The sequence below is a fragment of the Bacteroides pyogenes genome (genome assembly GCF_014196225.1).
GTDB classification, from domain to species: domain Bacteria; phylum Bacteroidota; class Bacteroidia; order Bacteroidales; family Bacteroidaceae; genus Bacteroides; species Bacteroides pyogenes_A.
Window position 1 is genome coordinate 44137 of record NZ_JACIDI010000004.1, and the last position, 19356, is coordinate 63492.

12 protein-coding genes are annotated in these 19356 nt (G+C 45.4%); 7 read left to right on the forward strand and 5 right to left on the reverse strand.

Features of this window, described 5'->3' with window-relative positions:
• Positions 1 to 45: 45 nt before the first annotated feature.
• The 4 genes from GGR07_RS03655 to GGR07_RS03670 are packed head-to-tail and all read left to right on the forward strand — an operon-like array spanning position 46 to position 6761.
• On the forward strand, positions 46 to 1035 hold the full coding sequence (locus GGR07_RS03655; RefSeq protein WP_021645956.1) for an adenosine kinase: 990 nt from the start codon (positions 46 to 48) through the stop codon (positions 1033 to 1035).
• Positions 1036 to 1079: 44 nt separating this feature from the next.
• On the forward strand, positions 1080 to 2765 hold the full coding sequence (locus GGR07_RS03660; protein ID WP_034542715.1) for a S41 family peptidase: 1686 nt from the start codon (positions 1080 to 1082) through the stop codon (positions 2763 to 2765).
• Between the two features lie 41 nt (positions 2766 to 2806).
• Positions 2807 to 4228 (forward strand): adenosylhomocysteinase, encoded by a 1422-nt coding sequence (gene ahcY / locus GGR07_RS03665; RefSeq protein ID WP_122056462.1) that lies wholly within the window; start codon positions 2807 to 2809, stop codon positions 4226 to 4228.
• A gap of 31 nt (positions 4229 to 4259) precedes the next feature.
• Positions 4260 to 6761: a YfhO family protein gene (locus GGR07_RS03670; RefSeq protein WP_034542770.1), complete on the forward strand. Its 2502-nt coding sequence runs from the start codon at positions 4260 to 4262 to the stop codon at positions 6759 to 6761.
• Positions 6762 to 7092: 331 nt separating this feature from the next.
• On the opposite strand, the gene GGR07_RS03675 is transcribed toward GGR07_RS03670, so the two are convergent.
• The 5 genes from GGR07_RS03675 to upp form a co-directional block, all read right to left on the reverse strand.
• Positions 7093 to 8934: a RagB/SusD family nutrient uptake outer membrane protein gene (locus GGR07_RS03675; RefSeq protein ID WP_122056463.1), complete on the reverse strand. Its 1842-nt coding sequence runs from the start codon at positions 8932 to 8934 to the stop codon at positions 7093 to 7095.
• 14 nt (positions 8935 to 8948) lie between these two features.
• Positions 8949 to 12392 carry a TonB-dependent receptor gene (locus GGR07_RS03680; protein WP_051990559.1) on the reverse strand — a complete coding sequence of 1148 codons (3444 nt, stop codon included), beginning with the start codon at positions 12390 to 12392 and terminating at the stop codon, positions 8949 to 8951.
• Between the two features lie 134 nt (positions 12393 to 12526).
• Positions 12527 to 13726 carry a FecR family protein gene (locus GGR07_RS03685; RefSeq protein ID WP_256680547.1) on the reverse strand — a complete coding sequence of 400 codons (1200 nt, stop codon included), beginning with the start codon at positions 13724 to 13726 and terminating at the stop codon, positions 12527 to 12529.
• A 79-nt stretch (positions 13727 to 13805) separates the two neighbouring features.
• Positions 13806 to 14417, reverse strand: a complete 612-nt coding sequence (locus tag GGR07_RS03690; RefSeq protein ID WP_034542720.1) for an RNA polymerase sigma factor — start codon at positions 14415 to 14417, stop codon at positions 13806 to 13808.
• Positions 14418 to 14734: 317 nt separating this feature from the next.
• Positions 14735 to 15388 (reverse strand): uracil phosphoribosyltransferase, encoded by a 654-nt coding sequence (gene upp / locus GGR07_RS03695; RefSeq protein WP_021645964.1) that lies wholly within the window; start codon positions 15386 to 15388, stop codon positions 14735 to 14737.
• Between the two features lie 259 nt (positions 15389 to 15647).
• Between upp and pckA the strand changes: the two genes are divergently transcribed.
• The 3 genes from pckA (at position 15648) to GGR07_RS03710 (ending at position 19186) form a co-directional block, all read left to right on the forward strand.
• A complete protein-coding gene (gene pckA, locus GGR07_RS03700; protein WP_034542773.1) occupies positions 15648 to 17255 on the forward strand; it encodes a phosphoenolpyruvate carboxykinase (ATP) in 1608 nt (535 codons plus the stop codon).
• A gap of 168 nt (positions 17256 to 17423) precedes the next feature.
• On the forward strand, positions 17424 to 18002 hold the full coding sequence (locus GGR07_RS03705; protein ID WP_122056464.1) for an RNA polymerase sigma-70 factor: 579 nt from the start codon (positions 17424 to 17426) through the stop codon (positions 18000 to 18002).
• A gap of 230 nt (positions 18003 to 18232) precedes the next feature.
• Positions 18233 to 19186: a FecR family protein gene (locus GGR07_RS03710; RefSeq protein WP_260168081.1), complete on the forward strand. Its 954-nt coding sequence runs from the start codon at positions 18233 to 18235 to the stop codon at positions 19184 to 19186.
• Positions 19187 to 19356 lie beyond the last annotated feature (170 nt).

Sequence of the window (19356 nt, forward strand, 5' to 3'; positions counted from 1 at the left end):
AGGATATTTTGAAATATGCAATATCTTTGCAAAAAAATATGGATAATGGACAAAATAATAGGATTGGGAAATGCCCTTGTAGATGTGCTTGCCACTTTGAAAGACGATTCGCTTCTGCATGAAATGGGGTTGCCCAAAGGAAGCATGCAATTGATCGATGATCATAAGTTGCAGCAGATCAATTTCAGGTTCTCGCAGATGAAAACCCATGTAGCCACAGGAGGGTCGGCAGGAAACGCTATCCTGGGGTTGGCTTGCCTCGGAGCAGGCACCGGTTTCATCGGAAAGGTGGGAAACGATGAGTATGGAGCGTTTTTCCGGAAGAATCTGCAGAAAAACAGCATTGAAGATAAGTTGCTCACTTCTACGGAATTGCCTTCGGGAGTTGCCTCTACCTTTATTTCGCCCGATGGAGAACGTACATTCGGCACGTATCTGGGGGCGGCCTCTGCATTGAAGGCGGAAGATCTGACGCTGGATATGTTTAAGGGTTATTCATATCTTTTCATCGAAGGCTATCTGGTGCAGAATCATGAGATGATTATCCGCGCCATCGAACTGGCTAAGGAGGAGGGGCTGCAGGTTTGTCTGGATATGGCGAGTTACAATATCGTTGCCGCCGATATGGAGTTCTTTGCTTTGCTTATCAATAAATATGTAGACATTGTTTTTGCCAACGAAGAAGAAGCGAAGGCATTTACCGGCAAAGAACCGGAAGAAGCGTTGAAGCTGATGGGAAAGAAATGCAGCATTGCTGTTGTCAAGATCGGCGCGAAAGGGTCGTATATCCGCAAGGGGACGGAGGAAATTAAGGTTTCCGCCATTCCGGTGGGCAATGTGGTAGATACGACCGGTGCCGGAGACTACTTCGCTTCGGGCTTTCTCTACGGATTGACGTGCGGCTATTCTCTGGAGAAGTGTGCCAAGATAGGTTCGATTCTTTCCGGCAACGTGATTCAGGTGGTTGGAACAACCATGCCTCAGGAACGCTGGGATGAAATAAAGTTAAATATAAACCGCATCTTGACGGAATAGCCACGGATTGAGTTATTTTTACTTCTCATTTTAAGGAAAGAAATATGAAAAAATTGCTGAATATGCGGATCATCGCTGCTGTTGCCGTCGTGATTTCCGTTATTGTCTTTTTCAGCTTCAAAAGCGGCGACGACCGGGTTTTCCGGGTAGCCAAGAATCTGGATATCTTCAATGCGATAGTGAAGGAGCTGGACATGTTCTACGTGGATACGATCAATCCGGATAAAACCGTCCGCGAGGGAATAGACCACATGCTTCTCTCGCTCGACCCTTATACGGAGTATTTCCCGGAAGAAGACCAGAGTGAATTGGAGCAAATGGTAAAAGGCAGCTTCGGAGGCATAGGATCTTTGATCACTTACAACACGAAGTTGAAACGTTCGATGATTGCCGAACCTTTCGAGGGTACTCCGGCAGCAAAGGCGGGGCTGAAAGCGGGAGACATTCTGATGGAGATCGATGGAGAAGACCTCGCCGGGAAAGACAACGCCCAAGTGAGCCAGATGCTGCGGGGACAGGTTGGGACGAGCTTTAAGCTGAAGGTGGAACGCCCCAACGAGAAAGGCGGACGCACGCCGATGGAGTTCGAAATCGTGAGGCAGACTATTCAGACTCCTCCTATACCTTATACTACCATGATGGAAGGGAATGTGGGCTATATCAACCTGAGCACCTTCTCCGGCAACCCTTCCAAAGACTTTAAAAAGGCGTTTCTCGACCTGAAGAAACAAGGGGCGGCTTCGCTTGTAATCGACCTGCGCGCCAATGGCGGAGGACTGCTGGATGAGGCGGTGGAGGTAGCCAATTTCTTTTTGCCCCGCGGCAAGACCATCGTCACCACGAAAGGAAAGATCAAACAGGCAGGCAACACATACAAAACGTTGCGTGAACCGCTGGATCCGGATATCCCGATTGCCGTATTGGTGAGCAGCGCCACGGCATCGGCTTCCGAAATCCTTTCGGGGGCTTTGCAGGATTTCGACCGTGCCGTGATTGTGGGCAACCGCACCTTCGGGAAGGGATTGGTGCAAGTGCCGCGTTCGCTGCCCTACGGAGGAACGATGAAGGTGACGACATCCAAATATTATATTCCGAGCGGACGGTGCGTGCAGGCCATCGACTACAAACATCGCAATCCCGATGGAAGCGTGGGAGCCATACCCGACAGCCTGACCAAAGTGTTCCATACGGCTGCCGGCAGGGAAGTGCGCGACGGAGGCGGCATTCTGCCCGACACGGTGGTGAAGCAGGAAAAGCTTCCGAACATTCTGTTCTATCTCATGCGCGATAACCTGATTTTCGATTATGCTACCCGCTATTGCCTGAAGCACGCGTCGATAGCTGCGCCGGAAAAATTCGAAATAACCGATGCCGACTACGGCGATTTCAAGGCAATGGTGAAGAAAGCCGGATTCAAATACGACCAGCAGAGCGAAAAGATATTGAAAACGCTGAAGGAAGCGGCGGAATTCGAAGGATATATGAAAGATGCTTCGGCGGAGTTCGGCGCATTGGAAAAGAAGCTGAGCCATGACTTGGACCGCGACTTGGATTATTTCTCGAAGAGCATCAGGAAGATGATAAACAACGAAATCGTGAAACGTTATTATTACCAGAGAGGAAGCATCATACAGCAATTGAGGGATGACGCCGACCTGCAGGCGGCATTGAAGATACTGGGCCACCCGGTGAAGTATAAAGAGATACTTGGCGGCACAGCGACGCAATAATCGCAAAAAAGAAACGATATAAATCAAGAAAAGAAAACGATATGTCTACAGAAGAATTGTTTACCACACTGCCTTACAAAGTGGCAGATATGAGTCTTGCCGATTTCGGGCGCAAAGAGATTGAACTGGCGGAAAAAGAAATGCCGGGCCTGATGGCATTGCGCGAGAAGTACGGAGAAACAAAACCGTTGAAAGGCGCGCGTATCATGGGCTCGCTGCACATGACCATCCAGACGGCGGTGCTCATCGAGACGCTGGTGGCCTTGGGAGCCGATGTGCGCTGGTGTTCTTGCAATATCTACTCCACGCAAGATCATGCGGCGGCGGCGATTGCCGCTTCGGGAGTTCCCGTTTTTGCATGGAAAGGCGAGACTTTGGCGGACTACTGGTGGTGTACGTTGCAGGCATTGAGCTTCCCCGGCGGCAAGGGGCCTACGGTCATTGTAGACGACGGAGGCGACGCCACGATGATGATTCATGTCGGTTTCGAAGCCGAAAGCAACGCTGCGGTACTCGACAAAGAGGCGCATGCCGAAGACGAGATAGAGCTGAACGCCATCCTGAAGAGAGTGTTGGCGGAGGATGGAAACCGCTGGCGCCGGGTGGCAGCCGAAGTGCGCGGCGTATCGGAAGAGACGACGACCGGTGTTCATCGCCTGTATCAGATGAAGGAAGAAGGCAAGCTGCTTTTCCCGGCATTCAACGTAAACGACTCTGTGACGAAGTCGAAGTTCGACAATCTGTACGGATGCCGCGAGTCGCTCGCCGACGGTATCAAGCGCGCTACCGACGTGATGATTGCGGGCAAGGTAGTGGTTGTGTGCGGTTATGGCGATGTGGGCAAAGGATGCTCTCACTCGATGCGTTCTTACGGCGCGCGCGTGCTGGTGACGGAGGTCGATCCCATCTGCGCGTTGCAGGCAGCCATGGAAGGATTTGAAGTGGTGACCATGGAAGAGGCATGTACGGAAGGAAATATCTTTGTCACCACAACGGGCAACATCGACATCGTTCGCATCGACCACATGGAGAAAATGAAAGACCAGGCCATCGTATGCAACATCGGGCACTTCGATAATGAAATACAGGTAGACGCCCTGAAGCGTTATCCGGGTATCCGCCGCGTAACTGTCAAGCCGCAGGTAGACCGTTACTTCTTCCCCGACGGGCATAGCATCATCTTGCTGGCTGACGGGCGTCTTGTCAATCTGGGATGCGCCACCGGCCACCCGTCGTTCGTCATGAGCAATTCATTCACCAATCAGACGCTGGCGCAGATCGAACTCTTCAACAAGAAGTACGAAGTAGATGTTTACCGCCTGCCGAAGCATCTCGACGAAGAGGTGGCCCGCCTGCATCTGGAGAAGATCGGCGTGAAGCTCACGAAGCTGACTCCCGCTCAGGCTGCTTATATCGGCGTTCCGGTGGACGGGCCTTATAAGGCTGAACATTATAGATACTAATTCAACGAGGATGTGTAAAAAGCGAGTGTATATGAAGAGAATCCTTCCCGACCTGATTGCCGTTCTGGCTTTTGTCATTCTTTCTTTTGCCTATTTCTTTCCGGCGAATATCGAAGGACGCGTTTTGTTTCAGCACGATTCGGTGGCGGGAGTCGGAGCCGGGCAGGAAGCCACGGAATATTTCGAGCGCACGGGCGAACGCACCCGTTGGACGAACGCCATCTTCGGAGGCATGCCCACTTACCAGATGTCTCCGAGCTACGACTCTACGAAGCCGTTGAAGTGGATAGAGAATATCTATCAACTCTATCTTCCTCCTTACGTGGTGCTGACGTTCATCATGATGCTCGGCTTCTACATCCTGTTGCGGGCGTTCGGCCTGTCGCCCTGGCTGTCCGGCTTGGGCGGGGTGATCTGGGCCTTTTCCTCCTACTTCTTTATCCTCATTTCGGCGGGGCACATCTGGAAGTTCGTAACGCTGGCTTATATCCCGCCTACGATTGCCGGGATGGTGTTGGCCTACAGGAAGAAATATCTGTTGGGGGGCATCGTTACAGCCTTGTTTGTCGCCCTTCAAATCCAGTCGAACCACATTCAGATGAGCTATTATTTCTTTTTTCTCATCTTGTTTATGGTGGGAGCCTATTTCGAAGAGGCTTACAGAAACAAAGAACTGCCCCATTTTTTCAAAGCGAGCGCCGTGCTTGTGCTGGCGGGGCTGATTGGCGTATGCGCCAACCTGTCGAACCTGTACCATACGTATGAGTACAGCAAGGAAACCATGCGGGGAAAAAGCGAGCTGAAGCATGAAGGAGCTGCCGCCGCTCAAACGAGCAGCGGGCTCAACCGCGATTATATCACGCAATGGAGCTATGGAATCGATGAAACGCTCACTTTCCTTGTACCTAACGTAAAGGGTGGGGCGTCGGTTCCTCTGTCGAAAAGCAAGACTGCGATGGAAAAGGCGAATCCGATGTACGGCGGACTGTATTCGCAACTGACGCAGTATTTCGGCGACCAGCCGATGACGGCAGGCCCCGTGTATGTGGGCGCCTTTGTCCTTTTCCTTTTCTTTCTGGGGTGTTTCATCGTCAAAGGTCCGTTGAAGTGGGCGTTGATAGGAGCTACCCTCTTCTCCGTTCTCCTTTCGTGGGGAAAGAACTTCATGGGGCTGACGGACTTCTTCATCGACTACGTTCCGATGTACAACAAATTCCGGGCGGTGTCTTCCATCCTGGTGGTGGCGGAATTTACCATTCCCTTGCTGGCGGTGCTGGCTTTGAAAGAGGTATTCACCCGTCCCGACGCGTTGAAATGGAAAGAAAACCGTACCGGACTGATAGTGAGCTTCGCTCTTACCGCAGGCGTTGCCTTTATTTTGGCAGTGGCTCCGGGTATTTTCTTTTCCGGCTACGTGCCTGCTCAGGAGATGGCGGCGCTGCAACAGGGAATACCTGCCGAGCAGTTGGCTCCTGTGCTTGCCAACCTGAATGAGATGCGCGAAGCCTTGCTGACATCCGATGCCTGGCGCAGCCTGTTCATTGTCGTGTTGGGATGCGGACTGCTGCTTCTCTATCGTCAAGGTAAGCTGAAGGTTGCTTATACGGTGGCGGGCATCGCATTGCTTTGCCTCATCGACATGTGGGGAATCAACAAACGGTATCTGTATGATGAGGAGTTTATCCCCAAATCCCGGCAAACGGACGTATTCCGCAAGACACAGACCGATGAACTGATTCTCCGGGATTCCGGTTTGAACTATCGCGTGCTGAACTTCGCCACCAATACATTCAACGAAAACAACACGGCCTATTGGCACAAGAGCGTAGGCGGTTATCATGCCGCCAAACTGCGTCGCTATCAGGAGCTGATCGAGCGTCACATCGCGCCCGAGATGCAGGAGACGTATCGTGCCGTTGCTTCCGCAGCCGGCAGGATGGATAGCGTGGATGCTTCCAAGTTCCGGGTGCTGAATATGCTGAATACGAAGTATTTCATTTTCCCTGCCGGAAATCAGGGACAGACTGTTCCCGTTGAGAACCCTTATGCGTACGGAAATGCCTGGTTTGTGGATAAAGTGCAATATGTCGATAACGCGAACGAAGAGATTGATGCGTTGGCGCATATCGTGCCGACGGAAACAGCTGTGGTCGACACGAAGTTCAGGAATCAGCTGAAAGGCGTTACCGATGGATATAAAGATACTCTCTCGTCCATCCGCCTTGTGAGCTACGAGCCCAATCGCCTGGTGTACGAGACTTCGACGGCGAAAGACGGCGTGGCGGTATTCTCCGAAATCTATTACCCCGGCTGGCAGGCGACGGTCGACGGCAATCCCGTCGATATCGCCAGAGCCGATTATGTATTGCGGGCAATGCATCTGCCCGCCGGAGAACATCGCGTCGAAATGTGGTTCGACCCGCAAAGCCTTCATGTGACGGAGACTATCGCTTATTTGTCTTTGTTGCTCCTGTTTGCCGGAGGATTGGTCTGGGTCGGTTTGTGGTGGAAGAACCGGAAGCCGACGGGTTAAGGTTATATGTAAACCTTCGTTTTTATTCAATTGATTAGTGAGCCTTTACGAAAGTCTCGACAATTAAGCTTAAATATTATTATTTGCTTCAACTAAGAGGCTAAGTTTAAAACTTATTTCCTGCTTTTAATAGATATGCTTGTAATCTAAGCAATAAAGAGGTTTTGATTTTACTGGATATTATTCGTTGCAAAAATTAAATAAAATAATTGGAAAGACATAGAAGTACCACTTTCCTTAAAATAAAAATCAAGGTAAAGTGGTACTTCTTTTATGTTGAAATTCTTAATTTAAAGAGCTTAAATCTTTTAGAACTTTAGAATATATGTATTTACCATCCGGGATTTTGTATCAGTTTTTTTGATCTTTGTATTTCGTCTAATGGGATAGGGTACAGATACATACGTTTTTCGAAAATACGTGTTTCGAATACGGTTCGCTTCATGAAATCGACTAGTGTAGTCGCATTCATATCCATTCCATGCACAGGGCCACCCTGTTTGTAACCTTCTTCTTCGGCACACATCCAACGACGCACATCGAAGTATCGTTGTCCTTCGACGAATAATTCGATACGGCGTTCGTGGCGGATAGCCCTTTCTTGTGCTTCTTGGTTGCCGATAATTTCAGGTTTGATATTTTTTAGCAAAGGAATTCCTGCTCTGTAACGAACGCTGTCGACATATTGTATAATTCGTGGATCGGCAGGATTGACGTGATTCAGAGCTTCGGCATAGAGCAAGTAAAAATCAGCCAACCTGAACAGCATTCCTGCGCGGAATTGTGATTTACTATTACTGCCTTGATTCAGGAGGTCACGGTTCATTCCTTTGTAGAGCAAATAGCCTGAATAGCTCATGTCTGCTTTGGAGTTATCGTCAGGTGTACCTTTGTAAAAGTAGATTTTTTTATTTGTTTTCTGCCATACTTTTCCTGAGTAAGTGATGTTTTGATAGAATCTTGGTTCACGATTCTTATACATGTTGGGCACTCCTTCGTCATCGATCCCGTTTTCTTCATACAGGGGAGACTCTTTGATACTTTTTCCATCAATCATGAAGAAATCATCTATAGCTTCTTGTAGCACGCCTACTGAACCGAAGCCGCTGAATATGCCGCGAGGTGTGCATCTGCGTTCACGCCCTTCATTATTTAAACTTCCCCAGCTGTTTTTACTTGTTTGCCATATGGCTTCTGGGTTGTTGATACTTGTTTGGAATAGCCAATAGAGTGATTCTTCGGGATCAATCTTTCCATCTTTCATTACTTTGTACAACGAATAATGACCTGTGTGTGCATAGTCTATCAAACGTTGGAGCGCATTGAGTGCTTTTTCCCATTTGGAGTTTTTTTCTGTTGGGAAAATTTGTTTGTTTTGGTTATCTTTCAGTTCAATAGCTTCACTATAACCTCCGTTGAGCAGGGGACTTGCTGCATAAACATGCAGTTTTGCAAGAATTGCTAATGCTGCACCTTTAGTCGGTGCTCCCGCCCTATCTTGATTAGGTGTTCCGTCAGGGTTTACTTCTTTTTCGGGCAATTGCTCATAACAAGCATTAAGTTCGCTATCGATAAAGTCTACAACCTCGTCAACGGAACTCCGGTAGTAATCAAGGTCGGTGCCCGAAGGAGATACTACTTCGGTCATTATAGGTACAGGGCCGTATAGCTCGAACAATAGGAAATGATAATAGGCACGTAGAAATCGGGCCTCATTTTTCAGAGAACTTAGTTCGATTTCGTCGATAAAATCTGTTTGATCGCCTTTTGCTGGGATTATGCGAGCATACTCCATAAATTGGTTTGCTTGGCGAATTTGTTTGTAAAGTCCCCAGCGACTTAATGCTGCTGATCCAGCATGATATCCTACAGTAGGAATGGACTTCACGTTATTCTGTGCTGCTTTCAGTTCATCGGAAACAGCAGGCCACGGATTATCCAACCCATTTAATCCGGCATATGCTGAGGTGATTATGATATTTGAGACATCAGGTATACCTGTGTAAATATTTCGATGAAATCGACGGGCATATGATGTGTTTTCAAATACTTCTTTCATAGTCAGTTCAGCTGCCAAGTCATCGGATACATTCAAGTAATCGCTGCAAGCCGTGAAAATAGAAGTGCATAAGCACAGAGCCAATATAATAGATATTTTTCTTAATGTTTTCATAATATACTTTTATTTTAGAAAGTAAAATCCAGTCCTAGAGTAAAAGTCCGATTCAAAGGATAGGCAAACCCGCCATTTTTATTCCCTTGCTCCGGATCCCACATTTTTATGCTATCCCATACATACAAATTGCTACCCTGTATATAGAAACGCAATGCTTCTAATTTCAATTTCTTTAAAGTTCTTTTTTCGAAACTGTATCCGAATTCGATATTTTTCAGGCGTAGAAAACCAGCATCGCGCATCCACCACGTGCTTGGAGTAATATTATTTGTAAATCCGTTGGAATGCATGCGGGGAAACATTACTTCCTGTGAAGGGTTTTGCTCTGTCCAGCGGTTGCTCACTACTGAACGTACGGCAGACTCTTCTATTCCCCATTGGAACGGGAAGAAGGTAGCCGAAGCTCCGGTACCCAGAATGGTGGAAGTTTTTCCTGCTCCTTGAAAGAAGATACCTGCATAGAAACCTTTCCATTCCGCGTTGAATCCAAAGCCATAAACTATTTCGGGAACGGTAGGGTTACCCACATCTTCTACTTGGTCGTTACTGTCTATCCGACCATCGTTGTTTAGGTCTTTATACTTAATGTCTCCGGGGCGTAAACCGCTCGATAGGCCGGTTACTACACCCGGCTTCAACTCATAAGTGCGGTTCAGTCCTTCACCCGTAATATTGAAATCGTCGAAAGTATAGAGTCCATCAGCAATGTAAAGCTTATTGGAATTGAGTCGTGTACCTTTTTTCTCCAGCCAAGGGTATATTTGTGGTACTTGGTCGAATTCTACGATTTCATTTCGTGCAAAAGTAAAGTTTCCGCGAGCGCTAAGTTTTACTTGCCCTATTTGTTCGTGAATCATAACGCTGGCGTCCACCCCCTGATTTTTCACTATACCGAAGTTTTGCCATGGCATTTGCTGGAAGCCTGTGACGTTCAACACCGTGTTTCGTTGCAGCAAAATGCTTTTCCGTTTATTGTTGAAATAATCTACCTGTAAGTCGATTCGGTTGTCGAACAAGCCTATGTCTATTCCATAATTTTGCTTGTCTTCAATTTCCCATGTGATGAAAGGTGATTCGAATTGTCCTTCTACAATGCCGTTTCCTATTCCTCCCAGCGGACCGGAATTGCTGAATCCGATGTTGTAACTACCCGCATTCTGTTTCATTGTACCCCTGTACAAGAAACGTGCGCCTCCGGTATCGTCATTTCCCGTACGGCCCATTGATGTGCGAAATTTGAGTTTGTTGACGATCTTCTTTAATGCCGCCGGATAATACGGCTCATTGCTTGTATACCAAGCTATTCCTATTGCCGGGAAAAAACCGAAGCGATAACCTTTCGCAAAAGTTTCGGAGCCGGTATACCCAAAATTACCTTCTACGAAATAGCGTCCGTCGTAGCTGTAAGTCATACGCCCTACTAATCCCTGTTTCCGGTATGGTAGAGCGTTGTTGTGGTATTGTGTTTCTTTTTGCATATAAAGCAACATACCCGTCACTTCGTGTTTTTCTGCGAATGAGCGATTATAATCGAATGCTGTTTCGAAATAGATTTTCTTGTCCGAGCTATTACTTAGGCTTTCAGATAAAACGTCGCTTCCTTCCACTACTTTATTAAAAATCAGCTCCCCATCTTCGTTGCGACCGGTGGCAACGTATTGGTTAGGTGTCATGGTCCTTTTGGCTACGTACTGCATGCCTGCGTCGAAGCTTACGATGCCTTTCCACTTTAATCCGGAGGTGATGAAATCCAGTTTTTGTTCTACTTCCACTTTCGATTGGATAGCGGTTCTCCACTCTTTTGTATATCCCGAGTTTGCTAATAGGTTATACGGATTGACACGGTTGCTTGATGGGCGAGGATGCCCGGCAATTGTTCCATCGGAATAAACGGCAGGTAACAAATAAGACGGGGTGCGGCACATAGCGTTGAATATTTGATTGGTGGCAACTCCCGGATAGTTCGTTTGCAGATATTGTCCGCTGAGATCTACTTTCACCAGCGTAGTATTCGTAGCGTTGAAGTCGATGTTGCTGCGAAGATTGTAGCGCTTCAATCCGATATTATTGTCCCATTTGTTTTTCTCGTTTTCTTTGAAGATACCGTTTTCTTGATAGAAAGCTCCCGATACGAAATAACGGGCACGGTCGCTTCCTCCTCTGACATTCAATGTGTATCGCATGTTATAGGTATGTTCTCTAAGCATTTCTTTCAGCCAGTCAGTGTCAGGATAAAGATCTCTGTCGGCACCTGGTCCGTATTTGGCTATGTCTTCAGGTGTGCGTATACTGGCTGTGCCTTCATTGTTTAGTGCTTCGTTGAAAAGTTCCAATGTTTCTACCGAGTTCATAAACTTGGGTAAGCGCGTGGGGGTCAGAATTGTTCCTTCGGCGCGAAAAGATATTCTTGGTTTCTGCGAGTTACCGCGTTTAGAAGTAATTAGAATAACGCCATTAGCTCCTTCTGCTCCGTATACGGCTGTTGCGGCGGCATCTTTGAGTAGGGTAAACGATTCTATTTCATCTGTCTCGATGTCTTGCATGTCGCGTGGAACTCCATCGACTAATACTAACGGGTTAGTACCACCTTTAAAAGAACTTACTCCCCGAATCCAAAATTCCGAACTGTCGTAGCCCGGTTCTCCAGAACGTTGAACGGCTATTAGTCCCGGCACTTGTCCTGCTAAGTTATTGGTAAGATTCCGATTGGAAGAGACAGCCAATTCTGCCGGACTGATGGCATTGATGGAGCTTACTACACTGTTTTTCTTCTGTTTGCCATAGCCTATTACAACGACCTCATCCAGTGTCTTTAAGTCCTCATACATCACGACATTGATGTTCGAACGTGCTTTTACTTTTACCTCTTCTGTATTATAACCTAAAAAAGAAAAAAGCAAAGTTATATTGTCGTTCTGTGGAACCATTATTTTATAACGTCCTTCTGCATCGGTAACAGTTCCGATAGACGGATGATCTTTCACCACTACGTTGACCCCGATAATGGATTCTCCTTTAGCGTCTGTCACGACTCCGGTTATTCTTTTCTTTTCCTCTCCTTGCTGCAAAGAGTCTTTTTTGTCAGAATCACTTTTTTTATAGATAATAATCTGACGGTCCTTAATTGTGAAATCGTTGTCGGTATTGGCGAATAGTTGGTTCAGGACCTTGTCGACAGGTTGATTGGTGACATCTATGTTTACTTTTCGATTTAAGTCTACAACACCATCCCTGTAGAAAATAATGAATTCACTATTTCTCTCTATTTCTTTAAAAACTTGGTGTACACTTTTCTGTGTGATTTGAATATTGAAGAAAGTGGATTGCCAGTAAATATTCGAAGCGCTGGTTGTTGTGAAGAGAAATAAAAGCAATAAAAATAAAAAAACACTTTTTATTGATAATAAAACTTGCGCAACGGTTCTGCGGGAACTAAGAGTTTCTTTTTTTTCCATACATTTGTACGATTTGGTTAACAGTTTGTTTTAATTGGTTTAATCTGATCATGGGCCGGATAATAAAAATGGGCTGTTATTATCCGCCCTTTTTTGTTTGTCGTTTCAGGGTCCTCTGTTCATAGTATTGATTTTTAATAGGTCATTAATAATATATGGTCTTCTTTATATTCTATTCTCGCAGGTATTGTTCTGCTCAATGTCTCTAATACATCTTTCAAATCTTCACGTAAGTCCAGTTTTCCACTGCATGTGAAATCGCCCAATTCGGGTTCCGCTGTTATACGCTGTCCATAATATCGAGAAAGTCTCTCAGTTATCACTTTTACTTTTTCCAGTTCGAAATAATAATAACCTTTTACCCAACTTATGAATTTTGCTGCATCGACGGTATTTATTTGTATAGGATTCTCCTGTTTCTCGTTATAAATTAGCATTTCATTGGGAGAAAGAACGTACTTGGAGCTTTTATGGACTTTCACTTCTACTTTACCCGAAACAAGAATCACAGAGTTTTCTTTTCTCTGCTCATAAGCGCAAACGTTAAACTCCGTTCCTAAAACAGCTATCTTCATTTGATTGGTTATTACTGTGAAAGGCTTTTTCTTATCGCGTGATACTTGCAGGTAAACTTCGCCATCTACATAAATTTCTCTTTTCTCTTTTAGAAAATCGACCGGATATTTTACACGTGTATTGGCATTTACAGCCATCTGCGTACCGTCTGAAAAAGTGATGGAAGAACGTTTCCCGGCAGGAACTATTAAAAGATTATATCCCTCTTCTCCTTCTTTGTGATACGTTGTGTCAGACTGGATGGATATGCTTCCTCCTTTTTCATAATGCAAGCTGTTTTCTTTGCCTGCAATGCTCATTTTCTCTCCTTTCGAGAGTATTAATTGTACATCATTGTTAATATTGAAATAGGAGATACTGTCTGAAGTCGCAGAAAAAATGTCTTTGTGTAATAAAGGTTGCGATGGTGAGAATAAATATTTTCCTAATATCAACACACTAATGCATGCCGCAATACTTGCCGCATATGTAAAGCGCTTTTTGATTCTTTGTTTTTTTTGTTCTGCTGCTATTTGAACTTCGATTCGCTTCCAAAGCTTTCCGGCCTCATCATCTGTTAAGCTTTCTGGGCGACTTTTTGCTACGGTTTCTATAAAGGTGCGGGCTATCTGGAATTCACGGGAAAAGTGTTTGTCTTTTTTCTTTAGCTTTTCCCAAAAAAGTTCAGATTCTTTGGTTGGGTGCTTTATTGATTCTAAGAAAAAATCATCATTCAACAGTTTGTGAGCAACACTATGTATGTACTTCTTTTCCATCATTCGTCCTTTCTTTATATTATTAAAGACAAGCAAGAGAAAAGAATCTACTCGGTGATAAAAGAAAAATTAAAAGAATGATCTAATTTCTCTCCAAAATAATATACTGGAATAAAAAGAGAAGAGGAAATGTACTCCCATATAAATCACGGAGCTTGGCTAAAGCACGCTGAAGAAGATTGTAGGCAGATTGATATTCCAAGTTCATCAATTCGCAAATTTCGTTGTACTCCAGGCCCTCAAAGAAACGGTAATAAATAATTTCACGCTGTCTTGGCGATAAAGCGTTTAATAAATGGGCAATGGTGTGTTTTTGTAGTACTTCATTTTCTGTTTCAATCAATTTGTCTTCGATAGATAAGTCGAATTCGTAACTTATATTAGCAATGTATGTATCGTATAAATTTCGTTTATTAAAACTGTTGAATATGGAATTTCGCAATGCGGACATTAAGTAGATTCGAATGTTAGACGGAGGTGGGGTCAGTCTTGTTTTTTTTCTCTGCTTATAAACGTTTACAAAGACATCTTGTAGGCAGTCTTTTATCATTTCTGTATCAGAAGTAAAGCGGCGTCCATATTGATAAAGATGTTGTATATACTTTGAATATAGCCAAGCAAAAGCTCTGTCGTCTCCCTTTTGGAACGATTCCCACTGTTGTCTGCTATACTCTGTAAACTCTTTATCATACATGATTAAATAAAATACCTTAATACCATAGAATACAGTATTGATTTTATTCTTTCTCAGAAAAGTCTTGTTGCTTGGGGTGTAGCTTATTTTTTCGTAAAGTCGCCTCTGCTACATACAATCCTCTGTAGCAGAGGCGACTTTAGCAAGTTGGGATATTGGCTTTACAAAGATACTACTTTTATTTTTCCCAAACTCTTTATATACACTAAAAATGTTTCCTTGTTTTCTTTTGCCGTTTTTTATAAGAGATCCATTAATAATAAATTAGCATTGACTATCGTGTGTTATTCTTTGCATTCCCTATTATAGACATATTTTTACTCCTTCTCCCCGTATGCGAGGTCGCCCGCGTCTCCCAGTCCCGGAACGATGTAAGAGTGGTCGTTGATTTCGGGGTCGATGGCGGCACACCAGATGGTTGTTTTATCCTCGGGAAACACATTGCAAATATGGTCGATAGCCTGCTGGCTGGCAATGATGGAAGCAATGTGAATTTCACAGGGTTTCCCCTTCGTCAGCATGGCCTGATAGCTGAGTTCCATGCTTCCGCCGGTGGCGAGCATCGGGTCTGTAATGATCAATGTCTTTTCGTCGATACGCGGAGAAGCGATATATTCGATGTGTATGTCGAACTTCAGCGTATCCTTGTATTTGCGGTAAGCGGAAACGAATGCGTTTTCAGCATAATCGAAATAGCTGAGAAATCCTTGATGAAAAGGGAGTCCGGCGCGGAGGATAGTGCTGATAACTAATTGGTTGTCGGGAGTGCTTACCGAAGCAACTCCTAATGGAGTCTGGATGTTTTTTACCGAGTATTGAAATTCTTTACTCATTTCGTAAGCCATTATTTCTCCGATTCGTTCGATGTTGCGGCGAAAACGCAGGCGGTCGTTTTGTACTTCTACATTTCTGATTTCCGAAACATACTGGTTTAGAATAGAATTTGTCCGGCTAAAATCAATTACTTTCATATTTTTTCTTGTATTTTATTTCCGAAGAGGCCGTTTGCCAGCCTTTAGTGACTTCGTACCGGATTGCAAAGTAAGTGATAATCTCGCTAATTTGCAATATTCAGGTTGCATATATTGTTAGGATTTGATAAAAGAGTTACAATTAGAGAAAAATTTCTCTAATTCTTTTTCGCTTTGAAAAGAAAGTACTATTTTTGTGTCCGGAATAAAAAAGAAGAAGAATAAAAACAAATACCAATTTTTAATTAATTCAAAGAAAATGGCAAAATTAGATTTAAGCAAGTACGGCATCACAGGTGTGACCGAGATTGTGCACAATCCGTCTTACGACGTTTTGTACGCTGAAGAAACGAAGTCGGGGTTGGTTGGTTTTGAAAAAGGACAGGTAACCAACATGGGAGCTGTAAACGTTATGACAGGCGTTTATACCGGACGCTCTCCTAAAGATAAATTCTTTGTAAAAGACGAAACCAGCGAAAATACAGTATGGTGGACTTCAGAAGAATACAAAAACGACAATAAGCCGGTTGACGCAAAATGCTGGAAAACGGTAAAAGAATTGGCAACCAAAGAACTTTCGAACAAGAGACTGTTTGTGGTTGACGCATTCTGTGGAGCTAACGAAAATACTCGCTTGAAACTGCGCTTTATCATGGAAGTCGCTTGGCAGGCTCACTTCGTGACGAATATGTTTATCCGTCCGACAGCTGAGGAACTGGCTAACTTCGGTGAACCCGACTTCGTGATCATGAACGCCTCTAAAGCTAAAGTTGAGAACTACAAAGAACTGGGTTTGAATTCGGAAACAGCCGTTGTGTTCAACCTGACCGAGAAGATTCAGGTAATCCTGAATACTTGGTACGGCGGTGAGATGAAGAAAGGAATGTTCTCTTACATGAACTACCTGTTGCCTTTGGAAGGCATAGCTTCTATGCACTGTTCCGCAAATACCGACAAAGAAGGTAAAAGCTCTGCCATTTTCTTCGGTCTGTCAGGTACAGGAAAAACTACCTTGTCTACCGACCCGAAACGTCTGCTGATCGGTGACGACGAACATGGATGGGACGATGAAGGTATCTTCAACTTCGAAGGCGGCTGCTACGCTAAGGTTATCAATCTGGATAAAGAAAGCGAACCCGATATCTGGAACGCCATCAAGCGCGACGCTCTGTTGGAGAACTGTACCGTAAATGCTGAAGGCAAAATCAACTTTGCCGATAAGTCGGTGACAGAAAACACTCGCGTTTCTTATCCTATTTATCATATCGAGAATATCGTTAAGCCGGTGTCTAAAGGTCCTCACGCAAAACAGGTGATCTTCCTGTCGGCCGACGCATTCGGCGTATTGCCTCCGGTATCTATCCTGAACCCCGAACAAACTCAGTATTACTTCCTTTCAGGATTTACTGCTAAGCTGGCGGGTACAGAACGCGGTATCACCGAGCCTACTCCCACATTCTCCGCTTGCTTCGGCGCTGCTTTCTTGTCATTGCACCCCACTAAGTACGGTGAGGAATTGGTGAAGAAGATGAAGAAGACCGGTGCGAAAGCATACTTGGTGAATACCGGTTGGAACGGTACGGGCAAACGTATCTCCATTAAAGATACTCGCGGTATCATCGACGCTATCCTCGACGGTTCTATCGACAAAGCTCCGACGAAGGTTATGCCTTACTTCGACTTCGTTGTTCCGACAGAACTTCCGGGTGTTGATCCGAAGATCCTCGATCCTCGCGACACATATGCGGATGCTGCTCAATGGGACGAAAAAGCCAAAGACCTGGCAGGACGTTTCATCAAGAACTTTGCCAAGTTTACGGGCAACGAAGCCGGTAAGGCTTTGGTTGCTGCCGGTCCGAAACTCTAATTTGCATATTGGATACAGTATACTACGGAAGGCGTCTTGCAAAAGGCGCCTTCTTTTTTTCTTATCAATCAGGCAAGGCAGATGATTCGGCGCAGATAATGAGATGTTTTTTCGTTTGAATTTCTGAACAATTAGTCCTATCTTTGCTTTTTATAAAGAAACGGATGTATGAACTCGCCTGAGAACCCAACCGATATTATCTCCTTCAACCGGCTTTTTACGGAAAACCATGCGCGCTTTGTCCGCTTTGCCTCGACGTATGTCGACGACCGCATGGCAGCCGAAGATATCGTGATGGAGGCGATGATGTATTATTGGGAAAACCGCTTCCGGTTGGAGCTCGGACTCAATTCTTCCGCCTACATCTTTACCGCCATAAAGAATAAATGCCTCAACTACCTGCGGGATAAACAACACCGCCAGCAGGTTTCCGAGCAACTGATGGAGCATGCCTCATGGAAGCTTTCGCTGCAACTCGCTACTCTGGAAGCATGCGATCCGGAAGAACTGTTCTCCGATGAAATACAACAATTGGTGAATGAAACGTTGGAGAGACTCTCCGAAACAACCCGGCGGATATTTGTCATGAGCCGTTTCGAAGAAAAGAGCCACCGGGAGATAGCGGCGGAGATGAACATGTCCGTCAAAGGGGTGGAATACCACATCTCCAAAGCCACTTCCGCCCTGAAGCATGCCCTGAAAGACTTCCTGCCCATACTGCTTTGGCTGCTGAAAATCTACCCATAGGTGGCTTGCGGATTAACCATATATATCCACCCTGCTGAGCATATATGCCTACCGTGGTGAGTATATATGCCTACCGTGGTGGGCATATATATACACCGGGCTGACTATATATGTCTATCGGCCGGAAGATGTATACCCGTTGTTTTTTCTCCTCTTTTTGCATTTATTAACTAGGGGATGCCATTGTTTGTGTGTTATTACATACAAAAGGAGATTCCTTTTTTATTTTAATGACACAAATGCATTTAGATAAAGAACTGTTGTATCGCTTCTTCTCCCAGCGCACGACGCCGGATGAAGAGAAGAAAATCCGGCTTTGGTTGGAAGAGTCGGACGAGCACCGCCGCGAACTCTTTCGCGAGCGGAAGCTGTTCGACGCCCTCATTCTCAGGGGAGATGCCGAATCGGTTTCAAGAAACCGTGTCCGCCGCCATTTCCCTTGGCGCAGAATAGCCGTCGCCGCTTCGGGCATTGCGGCTGTCTTCCTGCTGGCGGTAACAACAGCCTATTACCTTCTGGAACAGTCGATGGAAAAAGAGGAGATGATGAACACGGTTTCCGTTCCGCAAGGGCAGCGGGTGAGCCTGACGCTGGCAGACGGCACTCGCGTATGGCTCAACGCCATGACCCGGATGGAATACCCGCAAAGCTTCAGAGCCTCCGGCAAGCGTATGGTGCATATCGACGGAGAAGCCTATTTCGAAGTCAGTCGTAATGCCAAGAAGCCTTTTGTGGTACATACCGGCAAAGGAAACGTGGAGGTGCTGGGCACCAAATTCTATGTCGATGCCTACAATCGGACGAACCGTTTTGAAACGTCTCTGGTAGAGGGAAGCGTCAAAGTATCCACGCCCACCGCCGAGCTTATGCTACATCCCAACCATAAAGCCGTCATGCTGGCCGATGGAAGATTGGTTCGTGAAAAGATAACGGACATGGATGTTTACCGTTGGAAAGACGGGCTCTACTGTTTCAAGGATATTCCTTTTTCCGAAGTGTTGAAGCAGTTTGAAGTATATTACGACGTACGTTTTGTTTTCAGCAAGCATGTGAAGCGCAACCCGGTCATCAGCGGCAAGTTCAGGCTGGTAGACGGAGTGGATTACGCATTAAGGGTATTGCAGCGCGATATCCCTTTCTCGTTCCGGAGGTCGGAAGAGTCGAATATAATCTATATAGAATAATTTGTTGAACCTTTTAAAAAAACACGCAGCGCCTATGTAAAAAACACTACACAAACCAAAATGGCAGATACTGCCAATATCTGCCAAATCTTGAGAAGAAAACGCTTTTCGCTCCTGCATGAAAAGCATTTATCTACAATCTAATCGTAAAAATATGAAAAATAAACCAT

Coding starts and splice junctions, on each gene's coding strand:
- GGR07_RS03655 (WP_021645956.1), top strand. CDS start 46: ATGGACAAAATAATAGGATTGGGAAATGCCCTTGTAGATGTGCTTGCC.
- GGR07_RS03660 (WP_034542715.1), top strand. CDS start 1,080: ATGAAAAAATTGCTGAATATGCGGATCATCGCTGCTGTTGCCGTCGTG.
- ahcY (WP_122056462.1), top strand. CDS start 2,807: ATGTCTACAGAAGAATTGTTTACCACACTGCCTTACAAAGTGGCAGAT.
- GGR07_RS03670 (WP_034542770.1), top strand. CDS start 4,260: ATGAAGAGAATCCTTCCCGACCTGATTGCCGTTCTGGCTTTTGTCATT.
- GGR07_RS03675 (WP_122056463.1), bottom strand. CDS start 8,934: ATGAAAACATTAAGAAAAATATCTATTATATTGGCTCTGTGCTTATGC.
- GGR07_RS03680 (WP_051990559.1), bottom strand. CDS start 12,392: ATGGAAAAAAAAGAAACTCTTAGTTCCCGCAGAACCGTTGCGCAAGTT.
- GGR07_RS03685 (WP_256680547.1), bottom strand. CDS start 13,726: ATGATGGAAAAGAAGTACATACATAGTGTTGCTCACAAACTGTTGAAT.
- GGR07_RS03690 (WP_034542720.1), bottom strand. CDS start 14,417: ATGTATGATAAAGAGTTTACAGAGTATAGCAGACAACAGTGGGAATCG.
- upp (WP_021645964.1), bottom strand. CDS start 15,388: ATGAAAGTAATTGATTTTAGCCGGACAAATTCTATTCTAAACCAGTAT.
- pckA (WP_034542773.1), top strand. CDS start 15,648: ATGGCAAAATTAGATTTAAGCAAGTACGGCATCACAGGTGTGACCGAG.
- GGR07_RS03705 (WP_122056464.1), top strand. CDS start 17,424: ATGAACTCGCCTGAGAACCCAACCGATATTATCTCCTTCAACCGGCTT.
- GGR07_RS03710 (WP_260168081.1), top strand. CDS start 18,233: ATGACACAAATGCATTTAGATAAAGAACTGTTGTATCGCTTCTTCTCC.